At 70.2% G+C, this 17,341-nt stretch carries 16 protein-coding genes; 9 read left to right on the top strand and 7 right to left on the bottom strand.

Annotation, left to right across the window (positions count from 1 at the left end):
- Nucleotides 1-29 precede the first annotated feature (29 nt).
- The 4 genes from ACP6CK_RS22940 to ACP6CK_RS22925 form a co-directional block, all read right to left on the bottom strand.
- Nucleotides 30-1,055, bottom strand: a complete 1,026-nt coding sequence (locus ACP6CK_RS22940) for a hypothetical protein (protein WP_426955639.1) — start codon at nt 1,053-1,055, stop codon at nt 30-32.
- 49 nt (nt 1,056-1,104) lie between these two features.
- A complete protein-coding gene (locus tag ACP6CK_RS22935; RefSeq protein WP_426955638.1) occupies nt 1,105-1,545 on the bottom strand; it encodes a hypothetical protein in 441 nt (146 codons plus the stop codon).
- 159 nt (nt 1,546-1,704) lie between these two features.
- Nucleotides 1,705-3,234, bottom strand: a complete 1,530-nt coding sequence (locus tag ACP6CK_RS22930; RefSeq protein ID WP_426955637.1) for an AMP-binding protein — start codon at nt 3,232-3,234, stop codon at nt 1,705-1,707.
- Entirely contained in the window at nt 3,234-4,013 is a 780-nt protein-coding gene (locus tag ACP6CK_RS22925; protein ID WP_426955636.1) for an enoyl-CoA hydratase/isomerase family protein, read from the bottom strand. Before ACP6CK_RS22925 ends, ACP6CK_RS22930 begins: the two co-directional genes overlap by 1 nt.
- A gap of 56 nt (nt 4,014-4,069) precedes the next feature.
- Between ACP6CK_RS22925 and ACP6CK_RS22920 the strand changes: the two genes are divergently transcribed.
- The 8 genes from ACP6CK_RS22920 to ACP6CK_RS22885 all read left to right on the top strand — a co-directional run bounded on the left by ACP6CK_RS22920 (nt 4,070) and on the right by ACP6CK_RS22885 (nt 12,868).
- Complete coding sequence (locus ACP6CK_RS22920; RefSeq protein ID WP_426955635.1) at nt 4,070-4,972, top strand: IclR family transcriptional regulator; 903 nt, start codon at nt 4,070-4,072, stop codon at nt 4,970-4,972.
- Complete coding sequence (locus tag ACP6CK_RS22915; RefSeq protein ID WP_426955634.1) at nt 4,969-6,051, top strand: hypothetical protein; 1,083 nt, start codon at nt 4,969-4,971, stop codon at nt 6,049-6,051. The genes ACP6CK_RS22920 and ACP6CK_RS22915 overlap by 4 nt, the downstream gene beginning before the upstream one ends.
- Before the next feature lie 5 nt (nt 6,052-6,056).
- Nucleotides 6,057-6,362, top strand: a complete 306-nt coding sequence (locus tag ACP6CK_RS22910; protein WP_426955633.1) for a (2Fe-2S)-binding protein — start codon at nt 6,057-6,059, stop codon at nt 6,360-6,362.
- Nucleotides 6,355-7,734, top strand: coding sequence for an FAD-dependent oxidoreductase (locus ACP6CK_RS22905; protein WP_426955632.1), 1,380 nt, complete (start codon nt 6,355-6,357; stop codon nt 7,732-7,734). Before ACP6CK_RS22910 ends, ACP6CK_RS22905 begins: the two co-directional genes overlap by 8 nt.
- Complete coding sequence (locus ACP6CK_RS22900) at nt 7,731-8,936, top strand: NAD(P)/FAD-dependent oxidoreductase (RefSeq protein ID WP_426955631.1); 1,206 nt, start codon at nt 7,731-7,733, stop codon at nt 8,934-8,936. The genes ACP6CK_RS22905 and ACP6CK_RS22900 overlap by 4 nt, the downstream gene beginning before the upstream one ends.
- Before the next feature lie 66 nt (nt 8,937-9,002).
- Nucleotides 9,003-10,064: an ABC transporter substrate-binding protein gene (locus ACP6CK_RS22895; protein ID WP_426955630.1), complete on the top strand. Its 1,062-nt coding sequence runs from the start codon at nt 9,003-9,005 to the stop codon at nt 10,062-10,064.
- Nucleotides 10,065-10,079: 15 nt separating this feature from the next.
- Nucleotides 10,080-11,132, top strand: a complete 1,053-nt coding sequence (locus tag ACP6CK_RS22890; RefSeq protein WP_426955629.1) for an ABC transporter ATP-binding protein — start codon at nt 10,080-10,082, stop codon at nt 11,130-11,132.
- The gene (locus tag ACP6CK_RS22885) at nt 11,129-12,868 is read left to right on the top strand and encodes an ABC transporter permease subunit (RefSeq protein WP_426955628.1); all 1,740 of its coding nucleotides are present in this window, start codon (nt 11,129-11,131) and stop codon (nt 12,866-12,868) included. Before ACP6CK_RS22890 ends, ACP6CK_RS22885 begins: the two co-directional genes overlap by 4 nt.
- Before the next feature lie 229 nt (nt 12,869-13,097).
- On the opposite strand, the gene ACP6CK_RS22880 is transcribed toward ACP6CK_RS22885, so the two are convergent.
- From ACP6CK_RS22880 to ACP6CK_RS22870, 3 genes are all read right to left on the bottom strand, one after another.
- Entirely contained in the window at nt 13,098-13,352 is a 255-nt protein-coding gene (locus tag ACP6CK_RS22880; RefSeq protein WP_426955627.1) for a hypothetical protein, read from the bottom strand.
- Between the two features lie 396 nt (nt 13,353-13,748).
- Nucleotides 13,749-14,576 carry a DUF1206 domain-containing protein gene (locus ACP6CK_RS22875; RefSeq protein ID WP_426955626.1) on the bottom strand — a complete coding sequence of 276 codons (828 nt, stop codon included), beginning with the start codon at nt 14,574-14,576 and terminating at the stop codon, nt 13,749-13,751.
- A 139-nt stretch (nt 14,577-14,715) separates the two neighbouring features.
- A complete protein-coding gene (locus ACP6CK_RS22870; RefSeq protein WP_426955625.1) occupies nt 14,716-15,318 on the bottom strand; it encodes a DedA family protein in 603 nt (200 codons plus the stop codon).
- Between the two features lie 173 nt (nt 15,319-15,491).
- Between ACP6CK_RS22870 and ACP6CK_RS22865 the strand changes: the two genes are divergently transcribed.
- Nucleotides 15,492-17,003 (top strand): phospholipase D-like domain-containing protein, encoded by a 1,512-nt coding sequence (locus tag ACP6CK_RS22865; RefSeq protein ID WP_426955624.1) that lies wholly within the window; start codon nt 15,492-15,494, stop codon nt 17,001-17,003.
- Nucleotides 17,004-17,341 lie beyond the last annotated feature (338 nt).

Raw genomic sequence — 17,341 nt, 5'->3', positions numbered from 1 at the left:
CCGCCTCTCCCGGCGCGGTTGTCCGGCCCTTAGGGCGGAGACAGGCTCTCCCGCCCGGCGGCGCGCGCCACCTCCGCCATCAGCCGCTCCTCCTGGCCGGGGTAGCGGGGCGAGAAGTGGAAGGGCTCGATCCGGCGCACCCCGGCCGCCCGGGCAATCTCGCCCGCGGCCTGGGTCGTGAGGTGCTGGCGGTCGAGCGCGATGGCCGCGTCCTCCGCGACGAAGGGCGCCTCGATGAACAGCGTGTCCGCATCCCGGGCCAGGGAGATGGCGGCGGACCGGTTCGCCGGGCGGTCGGCGAAGTCGGTCAGATAGGCCAGGCGCTGGCCCGGCGTGACGCTGACGAGGTCCCGCAGTTCCGCCAGCCGATGCGTACTGGCCTGCCGGGCTTCGGAGGCGCGGGCATAAACCGGGATCAGTTCATCGTCTGGGCGCTCCGCCATGATCGCGGCCTTGAGCCCGGCGAGCCAGGGTCCGGTGGGCAGGCCGCGGGCCTCGAGATGGGTGCGCCAGACATTCAGGTGCGCCTCCTCCTCCAGCGCGAAGCCGAGGCAGGGCGTGCCGTGGTCCAGCACCGCCGCCCGCAGACGCAGGGGACCCAGGGACAGGACGCTGCCGTCTGGCGTGGCCGGCAGGGAATCCAGCGCCTCCGGCTCGAAGCCACTGTGCAGGGACAGTTGCGTGCGGGACCACAGGGCGGATGGGGTGACCTCGGTTACCTCGAAGGCCAACTCCGCCGGGATTCGGTCGGCGAGGTTCCATGTGTAGGCCTGCAGGCGATGGCGGAGCCGCCGGGCGAAGCCCTCCGGCCCTACAACTGACAGGCGCTTCTCACGCCCGATCAGCAGGCGGAGGAGCCGGTCGAAATCCGCCCAGTGATCCATGTGGGCGTGCGACACGGCCAGGATGCCCACGCGCAGAAGGTGCCGCGGCGAGAGGGCCGAGAGGTCGCCGCAGTCGAACAGCACCGCATCGGGGAGGTGCAGCGCCTCCACATACAGCGCCGGGTCGCCGGTCCGACCGTTGAGGAGGCGCGGGTGGAAGCTGGGCCGCATGCCCCCGGACTGCCACGCCACGGCCCGAGGGTCGAGGCCACGCGATCCGTCAGGAACAGCCGTAGAGGTTCAGACAGGCGAGATAGCGCGTGAAGCACTGCTGCGTGCAGCCGGCGCGGTCCGTCGGCGTGAAGGCGGGGGCGCCCGGGTTCGGATTCCACATCGGTGGGCAGGCCATGCGGCAGGAGGCCTGCATCGTCTCGCAGCCCTGGCGGAGCGGCGCGGCGCAGGCGGCACGCCCCTGAGCGGACTGCGGCGTCTGTTGCGGCACTTGGGGCCGGGCCTGCATCGGGGCTGGGGCCAAGGGCTGCACCGGCGGCGGCGGAACGACGGCGCCCTGGGTGGGTCGGGGTGCCTGCCCGATCCGGCCCATCGGTGCCTTCGGGAAAGGCGACCCGTCCGTGGGCGGGAGCGGCCCGGCCGCGACCGGAAGCGGCATCGCCGAAGTCAGCGTCGCGATCACCGCGAGCACACCCATCCAGGACCGCATCGTCACTGCCTCACGCCGAGTTTCGCCGGCGGTCCTGTGGCCCATCTTGCTCGTGGGGGCCAGGATCAGAACGGTCTCATGGGTCACGCCGGGAGAGGGAGAATTCCTTCTCTCCCCCGAGTCACGCGCGCGAGGGATCGGCGCCGCCCCTATCCGGCATCATTCGGCGAGGCGGTCGAATCCGTCGTCCCGGGCGGGGGAGAGCCGGTGCTTCATGATGCGCAGGCTGGGCGTGCGCTCGAACTCCTCGACGGTCGCGAGGTAACGCGGGTTCTGGTAGGGCGCGACGCGCGCGCCGATGAAGGCGGAGAGTTCCGCCAGATCCACCGACACCCCGGCCCGCGGCTTGACGAAGAGCTTGATGTCCTGCTCCCCGACATCGGCGGCGACGCCGATCATCGCGCAATCCTCCACCGCCGGGTGGCTCGCCGCGACGTGCTCCACCTCCCAGGCCGAGACGTTCTCGCCCTTCACGCGGACGCTGTCGGTCAGGCGGCCGTGGAAGAAGAGGTTTCCGTGGGCGTCGAAGGAACCGCTGTCGCCGGTGTGCAGCGCGCCGTCCCGCAGCGCCTTCGCCGTGGCCTCAGGGTTGCGGAAATAGCCGGGGGTCAGCGCGCCCGGGTCGCTGCTGCGGACCACGATCTCCCCGCGCGCGCCCACGGGCACGGGCTGGCCCGCCTCGTCCGCCAGGGAGACGGTCAACCAGGGCACCGGCCGGCCGACCGAGCCAACGGGGCCGCTGTCGTTGAAGGTGGTGAAGCTCGACGCCTCCGTCATGCCGTAGCACTCGCGGATCTGGAGGCCGAAGCGCCCCTCGAAGGGGCGCCAGACGTCGATCGGGCAGCCGCCGCCCCAGGCGATGCGCGCGCCATGCGCCCGGTCCAGCGGGCCTTCCGGCTGCTTCAGCAGGATCTGCAGGATGCCGCCGAGGAAGTGGATATGCGTCGCGCCCTCGGCCCGCACCTCCTGCCAGAACCGCCCGGCGCTGAAGCGGCTGACCATGGCCAGGATCACGCGCCGGCGCAGCGGCAGCACGATGAGCTGCGCACCGCCGATGTGGTAGAGCGGCTCCCACACGAAGAGCACGTCGCCGTCCCGCGCGGCGGCGACGAGCAGCGCCCCCTCCCCCGCCAGGCGCAGCATGTGGTGCGTCACCATCACGCCCTTGGCCGGCCCGGTGGTGCCGGAGGTGTACATGATGGCGAAGAGCTCGTCGGGCCGCGGCGGCGGCGCCTCGGCCAGCGGCTCGGTCGCGAGAAGGCGCTCGATCGGGAGGGCGGCATCCGGATCGCCGGCCACGACCAGCGATCGGCCCTCGGCCGGCGCCCCGCACTCGGCGATGCGTGGCAGCGCCTCCGCGTCGGCGATGACGGCCCGCGGGTCGGATTGGGTCAGGACGTGGCGCAGCCCCTCCCCGCGCAGCGCGGCGTTCACCGGCACCCAGACCATCCCGGCCCGCGCCAGCGCGAAGAGCAGCGCGAGCGAGACCGGGCTGTTGCGCATCATCACCGCGACCCGGTCGCCGCGCGCGACGCCGAGCCCCGCCAGCCCGGCCGACAGCGAGGCCGACATGCGGTCGAGATCGGCGAAGGTGATCGGGCGCCCGTCGAAGCGGGCATAGACCCGCTCGCCCTCCGCCGCCGCGATGGCGGCGAAGAGTTCCCAGAACCCGCCCTCGGGCGCCGCCATCAGCCCCCGCTCGCCTTGCGTGCGGCCCGGGCGGCGAGGAAGGCCTCCATCTCCCGCGCGGGCTCGCCGGTGGCGTAGCTCGCGCGCTGGTTCCGCACGCCGGCGGCGAGGCAGTCGCGGAAGCCGGCCTCCGTCACCTCGCGGAAGCGAGCCTTGTTCAGGCGCATGGCGACCGGCGGCTTGGCGGCCAGCTCGTTCGCCAGGGACAGCGCCTCCTCCATCACCCGCTCTTCCGGCACGATGCGGTTGATCAGGCCGATCCGCTCGGCCTCCGCCGCGTCCATCATGCGGCCGGACAGGGTGAGGTCGATGGTGCGGGCAATGCCCAGCATCTCCCGCATGATCCACGGGCCGGTCGTGCTGGCAATGCCGGAATTGATCTCGGGCTGCCCCATGGTCACGCCGGGATGGGCGATGCGGAAATCGCCGAGCAGCGCGACCTGGAAGGCGGAGCCCGCGGCCACGCCGTTCAGCGCCATCACCAGCGGCTTGGAGAGGGAGCGGATGCGGTCGTAGAGACGCTCCCACTCGCCGATCCATAGCTCCGCGCGGTCGGGGTCGAAGGTCTTCGTCTCGTTCAGGTCCTGGCCGGCGCCGAAGGCGCGGTCCCCCGCGCCGGTCATGACGATGGCCCGCACGCCCTCATCCGCCTCGGCCTCCTCCAGCGCGGCCACGAGCTCGGAGCGCATGGCGGTGTGCCAGGCGTTCAGCACCTCCGGCCGGTTCAGCGTCAGGATCGCGACGGCGCCGCGCCGCTCACGAAGGATGAACTCTGCCATGGCGTGCTCCTCTGGCCGCGTCGGTCCCGGCGCCGCATCCACGGGCCGTTATCGTATTGCGGTTACGGTTATCGCCTACTATCCTGCCCGGACGGCGCCCCGTCAACGCGGCGCGGTGCAGAGGGAGACCCGTCCTGACCGCCTCGACCGAACCGCGCCGCCGCGCTGCCCCTGCCTCCACGGCCGAGGATGGGCTCTTCGTCGGCTCGGTCGAGAAGGCGTTCCGGGTGCTCGGCGTCTTCGGGCGTGGGGCGCGCAGCATGGGGCTGACGGAGATCGCCCGCGCCGCGGACATGGACCGCAGCGCCGCGCAGCGCTTCACCCACACGCTGGAACGCCTGGGCTACCTGCGGAAGGACCCGCGGACGAAGCACTACGAGCTGACGGTGCGGACGCTCGACCTTGGCCACCGCTATGTCGCATCCAACGCGCTGGTAGACCGCGCGGCGCCCTACATGCTGGACCTCAGCCGCGCGACGGAGGAGGCGGTGAGCCTCACCATCCCGGACGGGACGGAGATCGTCTACCTGTCCCGCCTGCTCAGCCGGCACGTGCTGCAGACGAACATCCAGGTGGGCAGCCGGCTTCCGGCCTATTGCACGGCGCCGGGGCGGGCGATGCTGTCGCGGATGGGGCGGGACGCGGCGCAGGCGTTGCTCGAGCGCTCGGACCGGATCGCCTACACCCCACAGACCGTCACGGCGCTGCCGACCCTTCTCGCGCGGCTCGACGGCGCGGCGGAGCAGGGCTTCGCCCTCGCGGTGGGGGAGATCTATCCCGGCGACGTCTCCGTGGCCGCGGCCGTGATCGGTGCTGACGGAGCCCCTGTCGCGGCCGTCAACGTCGCCGTCTCCCTTGCGCGCTGCGCGCCGGAGGCGGCGGTGGAGCGCTTCGCGCCGCTGGTCGTGGCCGCCGCCGCCGCGATGTCGCAATCCCTGCCACGGGAGGCGGCGCGATGACGGGCCGCATCCTTCTTTTCGGCACGGGCGCCTTTGCCACGCGCATCGCCTGCGACATCGCCGCGACAGCGAGGCATCCGGTTCGGCTGATCCTGGCGGGCCGGGACCGCGACCGGCTGGCCTGGCTGGTCACCGCCTGCCGCGCGCGGGCCGCGACCTTCGGCACGCGCGTCGAGACGGAGCTGGCGGTCGCCGACCTCTCCTCCGCGGAAGCCGTCGCGCCGGTGATCGCCGCGGCCCGGCCGGATGTCGTGGTGCAGGCGGCCTCGGTTCAGACATCGGCCGTCATCGCCCGCAGCGGCGATGCCTGGAGCCGGCTGGTGGCGGAGGGCGGCCTCTCCGCCACGGCGGTGTTCCAGGCGCTGCTCTCCGCGCGGGTGGGGCGTGCGATGACGCAGGTGGCGCCGCGCGCACAGCTGGTGAATTGCTGCTTCCCCGACGTGGTGAACGGGATGCTCGCCGCGCTTGATCTGCCGGTGGTCTGCGGGATCGGGAATGTCGGCATCCTTTCGTCGGCCTTCGCCGGCGCGCTCGGCCCGGGGAAGGATGTGCGAGTCCTCGCGCACTACGGGACCATCGGTGCCTGGCGCCGCCCGCCGGGGGATCGTGGCGCCTTCACCCCGCCGCGCGTCTGGCTGGACGGGTCCGAGATCCCCGACGTCCACGCCCGCTTCGCGGAGGTCCAGCTCACGCCCGAGCCGGCCATTGAGGTGTCGGGTTCCGCCACCGTGCCCCTGCTGGTCGCCATGGCGACGGCCGACACGACGCTGCGCGCCCACGCGCCGGGCGCGCTCGGCCTGCCGGGCGGCTATCCCGTGCGCTGGTCCGATGGCGCGCTTGCCCTCGACCTGCCGCCGGGCCTGACGCGGGACGAGGCCGTGGCCTGGAACCGCGCCTTCGAGGAACGGAACGGCCTGCTCATCTCGCCGGAGGGGCGCGTGACCTATACGGGCCTGCTGCGGGAGCGACTGGCCACGGTCAGCCCCGCCCTGGCGGAGGGCTTCGACTTGCGCGACCTCGAAGCGATGCATGTGGAGATGGCCGCGCTGCGCGAACGCCTTCAGGCGGAAGGGGCCTGAAGAGGATGACGGCGGGCCCGCTGTTGCACCGGGTGCTGCCGCGCCGGACGCCCCGCGTCACCATCCGCATCGACGGCACCTCCGCCGAGGCGCATGAGGGCGAGAGCCTTCTCCTCGCCGTCCTCGCACACGGCGCGCAGCTTCGGCTGCATGAGGTGGACGGGGCGCCGCGCGCCGGCTTCTGCCTCATGGGCGCCTGCCAGGATTGCTGGATCTGGACGCCCTCCGGGCAGCGTCTCCGCGCCTGCACCACGACCGTGACCGCAGGGCTGGAGGTGCTGACCCGGCCGCCGGAAGCGATCGATGCGTAGGATCGTGATCATCGGCGCCGGCCCCGCCGGCATGGCCGCTGCCGGGGTGCTGGCCGAACACGGCGAGCGCCCGATCCTGCTAGACGAGGCGGAGCGGCCCGGCGGCCAGATCTGGCGCACGCCGTCACCGGCCGTCGCCGCCGATCCCGGCCGCGTGCTGGGCCGCACCGGGGCCGCGGAGCACGTCGCCGGGCATGACGCCTTCGCCGCCGTGCGGGACCGCGTGGACCATCGCCCTCGGCACCTTGCCTGGACGGTGCAGAACGGGGAGGTCTTCGTCGCGCGGGAGAACGAGACGCGGACGATCCCCTATGACGCGCTGCTCCTCGCGACCGGCGCGACGGACCGGCTGCTGCCGTTGCCGGGCTGGACGATACCCGGCGTCTTCTCCCTCGGCGGGGCGCAGACGCTGCTGAAGGATCAGGGCGCGGCCATCGGCCGGCGCGTGGTCTTCGCCGGTGCGTCCCCGTTGCTCTATCTCGCCGCATTGCAGTACCGGCGAATGGGCGTGGAGGTCGCGGCGGTGCTGGACACCACGCGCTTCGCGGAGAAGCTGCGGGCGATGCCGGCGCTGGCGCGCACGGCGCCCCGCACCCTGTCGCGCGGGCTGGGCTACATGGCGAAGCTCCGCGCCGGCGGCGTGCCGATCCTGCACGGTATCTCCGCCCTGGCGGTGGAGGGCACGGCGCGCGCGGAGGGCGTCCGCTTCCGCGACGCGTCCGGCGCGGAGCAGCGGATCGCGTGCGACGCCGTCGCGCTCGGCTTCGGGCTGCGTGCGGAGACGCAGCTCGCAGACCTCGCGGGCGCTGCGCTGCGCTTCGATCCGGATTTCCGCCAGTGGCTGCCCGCCGCCGACGCAGAGGGCCGCTGCGGGCCGGGGCTCTACGCCGCGGGCGATGGCTGCGCCATCGGCGGCGCGGAGGCGGCGGCGATCAGCGGACGACTCGCCGCCTGGGCGATCCTTGCCGATGGCGGCGCGGTGGTGCCGGGGGCGGAACGCGCGTCGCTCCTTGCCCGCCTCGACGCGCTGCGGCGTTTCCAGCGCGGGCTGACGCGCGCCTTCGCCTGGCCGGCGCACTGGCTACCGGACACGCCGCCCGACACCATTCTCTGCCGCTGCGAGGGCATCACGCTGGGCGGCCTGCGGGACGCGGCCACGAGGCCGCTCGGCCCGCGCGACGTGAACCGCGCCAAGGCGCTGACCCGCTGCGGGATGGGGCGGTGCCAGGGGCGCTTCTGTGGCCTGGCCACGGCTGAGGCGCTGGCAGACACGCTCGGCCTGCCGTTGGAGACCGTCGGGCGACTGCGCGGTCAGGCTCCGGTGAAGCCGATCCCGCTGGACGCCACCCTGGCGGCGGAGGTGGCGCCGTGACGACGCTGCGTACTGGCACGGCGATCATCGGCGGCGGGCTGATGGGCTGCTGGACCGCGCTGATGCTCCGCCGCCGTGGTCACCCGGTGATCGTGCTGGAGCGCGGCCATGTCGGCGCGCAGGCCAGCGGGGTCAATTACGGCAATCTCCGCATCCAGGGCCGCCATCCCGGCCAGCTTCCCCTCTCCCTGCGTTCCGCGGAAATCTGGGAACACCTGTCCGACTATGTCGGGGAGGAATGCGAGTTCGAGGCGTCCGGCCATCTTTACGCTGCACGCGACGATGCGAAGGAGATCGCGAAGGCCGAGGACGCCGCGCGGCAGGGGGCCGCCGTGGGGCTGACGACGGAGATCCTGGACCGTGCCGCCCTGTCCCATCGCTTTCCCTGGCTGCACGGCTTCACCATGGCGTCCTGGTCGCCGCGTGACGCCACGGCCAATCCGCGCCTCGTCACGCCGGCCGTCGCGCGCGCGGCGCTGGCGGCCGGCGCCGAGATCCGAGAGGGCGTGCGGGTGCGCGGCGCCGCCTGGACCGGTGACCGCTTCCGCCTGGAGGCGGAGGAGCTGACGGTTGAGGCCGACACGCTGGTGAACGTCGCCGGCGCCTGGGCCCCGGAGGTCGCCGGCTGGTTCGGGGAGAGTGCGCCGCTGTTTCCCGGCGGTCCGCCGCAATTCGTCACCGATTCGCTGCCGCGTCTCATCCCCACCTCGGTGCAGGCGGTGGACGGCTCCGTCATCTTCCGCCAGACGCGGCAGGGGCAGGTGGTGGTGGCGGGGTATCCGCGCGGCGTCTCCGATCCCGTCGCCATCCGCGCGCCGGTGGATGCGCGCAAGACGCTCCACGCGATGGGCCACCTGCTGCGCGCCGTGCCCGCGCTGTCCGGCGCGACGCTGCTCCGGGTCTGGTCGGGGATCGAGGGCTACATCCCCGACATGCTGCCCGTCACCGGCCCGAGCCTGACCACGCCCGGCCTGTTCCACGCTTTCGGCTTCTGCGGCCACGGCTTCCAACTCGGCCCCGGTGTTGGCGCAGTCCTTGCTGACCTCGTTCTCGATGGGAGGACGGCGACGCCGCTCCGCGACTTCTCCATCGGCCGCTTTGCCGACGGTGCGAAGGAAGCAGAACATTTCCGGCGGGAGTTCGATGTCGCGTCCGTGATCCGCGTTGACACCCCAGCGCGGGGCGCGAATACTTTTCAATGAAGCCTATCGTCATCCGATAACGTCCTTCGGCCCGACGGGCCGCGTGCAGGAACGAGGAGAGACAAGGTGCGTGATATCGCAGGGCGCGGCTTCGGCCGCCGTGGTTTTCTCGTGGCGGGTGCGCTTGCCGCGCCGGCGATCATCGCCGGCGAGGCGCGATCGCAGTCTCGAACGCTGACCGTGGCCGACCCGGGCGGCCCCTTCGGCGAGGCGTACGGGAAGGCTTTCTATCGCCCCTTCGAGCAGCAGGCCGGGGTGCGTGTGGTGAACGTCGCGCGTCCCGCGGAGCCGACCGCGCAGTTCCGCGCCATGGTGGATACGCGGGCCTATACCTGGGATTGCTGCATCCTGACGCTGTCGGCCCGCGACATCCTGATGCGGCAGAACCTGCTGGAACCGATCAACCTGCCGCAGTCCGACGTGCCCGACGTGATGCCCGAGGCGCTGACGACGCACTGGCTGGGCACCGACGTCTACGCGACGATCCTGGCGGTGCGGACAGACCGCATCCAGGGCCCGGCACCGGAATCCTGGGCGGACTTCTGGAACGTCCAGCGCTTCGCCGGACGCCGCGCGCTGCGCCGCGATCCCATCGATACGCTGGAGCAGGCGCTGATGGCGGATGGCGTGGAGCAGGCCTCGCTCTACCCACTCGACCTCGACCGCGCCTTCCGCAGCCTCGACAAGATCAAGCCTCATGTCGCGGCCTGGTGGACGGGCGGCGCGCAGGCGACGCAGATGCTCCAGGCGGGGGAGGTCGCGATGATCCCGACCTGGAACGGCCGCGCCCAGCCGGTGCTCGACGCCGGGCTGCCCGTGAAGATCGTGTGGAACGGCGGGCTGTATTCCATCGAGGGCTGGGGCATCCCGCGCGGTTCGCCCCGCGCCGACCTCGCACGCCAGTTCATCCGCTTCTGCGCGGACGCGCAGCGACAGGCTGCCTATACGGACGCGCTCGCCTATGGCCCGACGAACCTGAAGGCCTATGACCACATCTCCCCGGCGCGCGCCGCCGTGCTGCCGACCGCGCCCGACAACCTGAAGGTCATGCGCCTGGCCAACGAGGATTGGTGGAGCGCCAACCGCGCGACCGCGACCGAGCGCTTCAACGCCTGGGTCCTGCGCTGAGTGCCGGACGGGGCCGTGAGTGACGCCGCCGGGACGAAGCTGCTCGCCGACGGCGTCTCCAAGCGGTACGGCCCCGTCGTGGCGCTGGAGCCGGTGCGGCTGGCGGTGCGGGCGGGGGAGCTGATCACCCTTCTCGGCCCCTCCGGCTCCGGCAAGACGACGCTGCTGCAGATCATCTGCGGGCTGACCGAGCCGGATTCCGGGCGGCTCTTCGTGGATGGCCAGGACCAGACGGGCACGCCGGTCCATCAGCGCGACATCGGCTTGGTCTTCCAGAACTATGCGCTCTTTCCCCACCTGACGGTCGGGGAGAATGTCGGCTTCCCCCTGCGTATGCGGAAGCGCCCGTCTCAGGAGATCGCCCGCCGCATTGCCCAGGCGCTGGACATGGTGCAGCTCGGCCATCTGACGGGGCGCTTCCCGCGTGAGCTCTCGGGCGGGCAGCAGCAGCGCGTGGCGCTGGCCCGCTGCTTTGTCTACCAGCCCTCCGTCATCCTGATGGACGAGCCGCTCGGCGCGCTGGACAAGAAGCTGCGCGAGCACATGCAGATCGAGATCAAGCGCCTGCACCGCGAGACCGGCGCCACGATCATGTATGTCACGCACGACCAGGAGGAGGCGCTCGCCCTCTCCGATCGCATCTGCCTGATGAACCACGCGCGGATCGAGCAGGTCGGCACCCCCGCCGAGATCTATGAGCGTCCGCGCAGCGCCTTCGCGGCCGACTTCATCGGCCTGTCGACCATCCTGCGCGGCCGCATCCGTGGCGGCCTGCTAGAGACGCCGGACGGCCGCTTCCGCCCGCCGCCGGGGGCGGATGTCGCCGAAGGGGCTGAGGCGGCCCTGGTCATCCGCCCGGAGCGACTGGTACTCGGCGCCGGCGAGAATGCGATGTCGGGTGCGGTGGCCGAGACGGTGTATGCCGGGGCCGAGACGCGGCTGCTCTTCTCCCTGCCCTCCGGTACGGAGGCGGTGCTGCGCCTGCCGGTTGGCGCCCGCCCACCGGCGATCGGAGAGCCGGTGACCGCCGGCTGGGATCCCGCGCAGGCCGTGCTGGTGCCGCTGTGACGCGCCGGCTCGGCCCCGCCCTCTACGCCGCGCCGGCCGTTGCCTTCCTCACGGTCTTCTTCCTCTATCCCGTGCTGAAGCTTCTCGTGCTCAGCGTGCAGATCGAGTCCACCGGCGCCCTGACGCTGGAGCATTTCGAGCGCGCCCTGACGGCCGAAGTCTATGTTCGCGTCCTCGGCATCACCTTCGGCATCGCGGCGGAGACGACGCTCGGGGCGCTGCTCTTCGGCTATCCGCTGGCGCACTGGCTGGCGCGCCAGCCGGAGGCGCGGCGGGGCTGGCTGGTGATGCTGGTGCTGATCCCCTTCTGGACCAGCTACCTCGTGAAGACCTTTGCCTGGATGATCACGCTGGACCAGTCCGGCGTGATGAACCGCGCCCTGGTCTGGTCGGGGCTGACGCCGACGCCGATCGACGTGCTGCACGGCCGCGCCGGGGTGCGGATCGGCATGATCCACGCCATGCTGCCCCTGGCCGTGCTGACGATGCTGCCCGTGATGATCGCGGTGGACCGGCAGCTCACCCGCGCGGCGGCGACGCTCGGCGCCCCGGCGGGACAGATCTTCTGGCGTGTCCATTTCCACCTCGCCCTGCCGGGCGTCGCGGCGGCCGGGCTGCTCGTCTTCATCACCTCGCTCGGCTTCTTCATCACGCCCGCCCTGCTCGGAGGGCCGCGGGAGACGATGCTGGCGCAGCTCGTCATCAGCCAGGTGCAGGAGATGATGAACTGGAGTTTCGCCGGGGCGCTGGCGACGATGATGCTCCTGGCCGCCCTCGTTACCTGCTGCGTCTATGATCGGATCTTCGGCCTTTCCACCGTGGCCGGGCAGTCTTCGGGTGCGGCGGGAGGCGGTGCCGGTGTGCTTCGGCGCGCCGGCCTCGTGGTGCTGTCCACCCTTGCATCCGTGCACACGGAGATCGCGGGCGCGGCCGCGCGGCTGGTTGGCCGGCGGGCGCTCGGCTGGTTGCTGCCGGCCTACGCCGCGCTGATCCTCCTCTTCCTGTTGGTGCCAACGCTGATCGTCGTGCCGATGGGCTTCACGGACTCGACCTTCCTGTCCTTCCCGCCGCCCGGCTTCAGCCTGCGCTGGTTCGACACCTATTTCGAATCCCCGCTCTGGCTCGGGGCGACGGTGCGGTCCTTCGCCGTGGCGCTCGGCACGGCCCTCCTCGCCACGCTGCTCGGTAGCTTCGCGGCGCTGGCGCTGGCGCGCGGTGGCAGCCGCTGGGGATCGGTGCTGTTCGGGCTGTTTCTGGCGCCGATGATCGTGCCGCGGATCGTCGTGGCGCTCGGCCTCTTCTACCTTTTCGCGCAGCTCGGGCTGGTGGCGACGGAGGCCGGGATGATCATCGGCCATACGGTGCTGGCGCTGCCCTTCGTCTTCATCACCGTAGCCGCCGTTCTGAAGGGCTATGACTGGCGGCTGGACCAGGCGGCCGCGACACTCGGCGCGTCCCGCCCCCGCGTGCTGATGGAGGTGACGGTGCCTCTCCTGAAAGGTGGGCTCGTCGCGGCCTTTCTGTTTGCCTTCATTACCTCTTTCGATGATCTGACCGTCGCACTCTTTGTCAGCGGCGGGATCACGGTGACCCTGCCGAAGCAGATGTGGGACGACATGATCCTGCAGCTCAACCCGACGCTGGCCGCTGTCTCGACGGTGGTGTTGGTGCTGGTGACGGCGCTGCTGGTCCTGGCGGAATGGATGCGCCGGCGCGGGGCGGACCGATCTGCATGACTCGGGGGGGGGAAGGGAACAAGGCCCCCTCCTCTCAGACCATCGAATACGGTGGGTTCTACCGCGTTATCTCTGATCGTACTGCAGCAAATCCCGAGGCCGATTTCCCTCGACGTCAGTGATCCAGGAGTTCGGGATTCCCCCTTCTCGGCGATGACCGCCAATGCGGCCGCTTGTGGGACGGCTTCATTTGCGACCTTGATCTGGCGGTCAGGCGCGACGGGAGCAGTCAGTCCTCCCGCCCACGCAGTCGTTGCCTCTCGGCTTCCGCCTTGTCTCGTAAGGCATGGACCATGTAGCGCGGGAGATAGCCGACTTCATCCTCGATGTCGTCGCGGGTGATGTCCTGCTCCGCCGCCGCCGCGAGGCACTGCTCGGTCAGGTCGTCACCCTCCGGGTCCCTCTCCTCAACCTCGCGTTGCGCATCGGCCACGACGTTGTCTGCGACCCAGCGTTCCACGAACTCCCGTCCCTTGTCGCTCACCGGGTGTCCTCCTTCGTTGTTGCCGGACTGCACCAGATTCCGCCACGCTTCGCAAACGGGGCGGTACTGCGTTGCTTTGTGGCCCACCGCGGCCTGTGCGAGCCGCGATCATGCACACGCTTCCGACAAGGCGCCCTGCTGACGGCAGAACCGCATGATGAGCGCTGCACCCAAGCGGCGAAGCACGTCAAGAGGTTGACCGCGATCTCATTCCGGAATCGGACATAGCAAGGTGATCAGCTGTTCCAGGCCGGCGCTCCGCTGCGTGCGGCCGCCGAGCCACCACCGACGGGCAAGATGATGTCCGTGCGTTTCACCTTGTCCTGATTGCTCCCTTGATCGGTGGGCGCCAGCATGGAAGGTCCGCTTTGGGGAAGGTACGGTTCATCGAATTCTTCACGAGGTGATTGCTCTGACAGCTTGTCGTTCCGTCGGTGCTGCGATCCTGCGATACCGTGCTTCCACGAACTGGAAAATCCCGAACGCCGCAAGGCCCAGAGCGACGAGCGCGAAGAGGGATCGCCCGAAAGGTTGTTCCTGCAGCGCCAGCAGGGCTCCCCCGAGGCCCCGGGCTTGCCGGGGATCAAAACGGTAAGCGGCGACCAGGAGAAACGCTCCCATCATCGCGAAGGCCAGTGCTCGCGCCGCGTAGCCGGCTCGGCCGAGCGGGATGACCCAGGATGCCGTGTCCGGCCCGCACGCCAGGTGGCGTTTGAAGGAGGCGGACCATGCGTTCACAGCCATGCCGATGGCGGCCCCGAGTATAGCGAGGCCTACCGCGGCCACCATCCATCGCCCCAAGGGCTGGCGAAGGAGCCACCGGGTCCAGTCTCTGGCCGCCTGATCCTCTCCGCCGGACGGAGATGAGTCGAGGATGATGGATACGGCGAAGACTCCGAGCCCCACGTAGATGGCTGCCGAGATCAGCTGCCCCGCACGGGTCGCCATAGCGCGCCAGGAGCGGCCGAGCTGATCGGCGTCCATGAGCGCCTGGAGGATCCGCCACAGCGCAAACCCGAACAGCCCAATCGCCATGAGCGCGAGCAGAACTGCGCCCCAGGGCTGAGAGAGAAGCGACTGAAGCGCGCCCCTCGATCCAGTCGCAGCGCCACCCCTGCCGAAGGCGGCGAGCAGCGCCAGAATTCCTACCAGCAGACTCACGACACCGCGCGCCGCATAGCCGAAGCGGGCCAGGAGTTCGATGTGGTTAGGACTTCCGGCCATCCGAGACCGCCCTCTCCGCAGCGGCGGGTGATGCTCTAACGCCATGGCGCAGGCCAGGGTTCCGCGGTGGTCGAATCGCCACGGCGTAGATCCGGGCCTCGCTGCACCGTGGATGAGACCGTGGCCGGATGGCGGCGCCCTACGTGGGCGCGCGCCGGAACGTCATGACGCGGTATAGGTAGTATACCCCAATCCCGATCACGATCAGGTTCGACACGGGATTCACATACCGGCTGACGACCTCATACTGCTCTTGGAGCAGGTAGCCGGCTCCGGCGAGCAGGGCCGTCCACACGGTCGTACCGAGCACCGAAAAGAGGAGGAACGGCACGAGTGGCATCCTGGTCAATCCGGCGGGGACCGAGATCAGGGTTCTCACCGCCGGGATGATCCGACCGATGAGCACGGCCTTGGCACCGTGCCGTCCAAACCAGTCCGATGCCCGGTCGACATCCTCCGGCGATATCGTTAGCCACCGCCCATGCCGACCCGACCACCGTTTCAGCCGCTCGTGGCCCACCCAACGCCCGATTCCGTACCAGAACAGCGCCCCCAGGACGGAGCCTGCCGTGCCTGCCAGGATCACGAGCACGATCTGAAGGTCACCCCGCGCCGCGCTGAAGCCCGCCATCGGCATAATCAGCTCGGACGGGATCGGCGGGAAAACGTTCTCGGCCAGCATGAGCAGGAGGATGCCGAAATAGCCGGTCTCCCGCACGATCGTGACAATCCCATCAAACATGCTTGCATCGGCCCGTTGACTTGCGGCGGAACGGCCCGACGGCAGCCTCGTTGCAGTCGGTCGTGCCCCTTCCGCCGTTTGCCCGGCTGGCAACACGCCGGGAGTCCATACGTTCGGGGGCGGACTGTGCTGACGAGGATTGTGGCGAAGTGCCTGGTGGGAACGAGCAGAGCATGACGGACGCCACCGATGCCAGTCCAGCCGCACTCCTCCAACCCGGCCGGAACTGCTGGACCATCACGAGGGCTGACCGCCTCGCGGTCATCATCGATGCGGACGAGTACTTTCGGGCTGCCCATCGCGCCATGCTCGCTGCCGAGCGGCGGATCATGCTGATCGGCTGGGATTTCGACGCCCGCGTTGCCCTGGTGCCGGACGAGGAGTCGCCGGACGCGCCGACCCGGCTCGGCGACTTCATCCTGTGGCTGGTGCGCAGGCGACCGGACCTGGAGGTGTTCGTCCTCCGCTGGGACCTCGGCGCCTTGAAGAGCATCTTCCGTGGCTCGACCTGGATCACTGTCCTGCGGTGGATGCGGCATCCTCGCATCACACTGAAGCTGGATGGGGCTCATCCACCCACCGCGTCCCATCACCAGAAGATCGTGGTGATCGATGACAGCCTCGCCTTCTGCGGAGGCATCGATATCACTTCGGGCCGCTGGGACACCCGGGAGCATCGTGATGACGATCCCGGACGCCGCAATCCCGGGCGGCAACCGCATCCGCCTTGGCACGATGCCACGACGGCCTTGGATGGCCCCGTTGCGTCCAAACTCGGGGAACTCGCGCGAAGGCGATGGCAAGCGGCCGGCGGAGCGCTCCTACCCCCGGTCCGCCAGCGAACCGTGTGTTGGCCCGAGGATCTGCAGCCGAGCATTCAGGGCGTATCGCTCGCGATCGCTCGGACCAGCCCGGAATATGCCGACTGCGGGGCGGTGCATGAGATCGAGCAGTTGTATCTCGACCTCATCGGATCTGCGCGACGACACATCTATGCGGAGAGCCAGTACTTCGCGTCCCGTCGCATTGCCGAAGCCATCGCCGGCCGCCTGACCGAGCCTGACGGGCCGGAGATCGTCCTCATCAACCCGGTCGCCGCGCAAGGGTGGCTGGAACCCGTCGCCATGGATACCGCCCGTGCGCGGCTGCATGAGGCCTTGAGGCGCCTCGACATGCGGGCGCGGTTCCGCATCTACCATCCCTATACGGCGGGTGGAGCGCCCATCTATGTCCATGCCAAGGTCCTGGTGGTTGATGACCGCGTGCTGCGGATCGGCTCCTCCAACATGAACAATCGCTCGATGCGCCTGGACACCGAGTGCGACTTGGTCGTCGACGCGCGTGCCGACGGGAATGAGCACGCGGCCGAGGCCATCGCCGCGGTCCGCAATAGCCTTATCGCGGAGCATCTCGGATGCCGCATGGATGATGTTGCCCGTAGCCTGGCTGACACGGGTTCCCTGATCGGAGCCATTGAGGCGTTACGGGGAAGCGGGAAGTCGCTCCGTCCATATGATCGCCCAGATCTCAGCGCCGTTGAGACATGGCTGGCCGATAACGAGATCCTCGATCCAGAAGGTCCAGGCGGCATCTTCGAGCCATTGGCGAAGGGCGGGCTTCTCCGAAGGCTCCGATTCCGGCGCAACTGGTTTCGCGGAAGGCGGGCAAGAGCGCCTGGAGAGTGAGGCTGGACCGGCGGTTCTCATCAGATCCGCGGCTGCCTCGCTCCCGAGAGCGCAACGAACGAAGCACCGAGATGATCGAGAATTACGAATTCGTCGCATCGGCAGCAGGTGGCGGTTCTCGCCGCAGCACTGGTCTTGTCCCGAGCTTCAATATCGTCCGCCGGCCCGGAGCAATCCGTTGATGGGTGCCGAGTTCGGCGACCTAGTCGAGGTTGCGGCCCAACAGGAGGCAGTCGAAGTGGGGCGAGTGGCGTGCAGGGTCGAAGACGCGCTTGATCAGGTCGGAGCCCTTGACGGAAGTCTAACCGACCCGGCCTCGCGAGCCTCAGCTCTCCGTC

The sequence above is a fragment of the Muricoccus radiodurans genome, from assembly GCF_050154705.1.
GTDB classification, from domain to species: domain Bacteria; phylum Pseudomonadota; class Alphaproteobacteria; order Acetobacterales; family Acetobacteraceae; genus Roseomonas; species Roseomonas radiodurans.
This window is presented reverse-complemented; position numbering and strand designations above follow the sequence as displayed.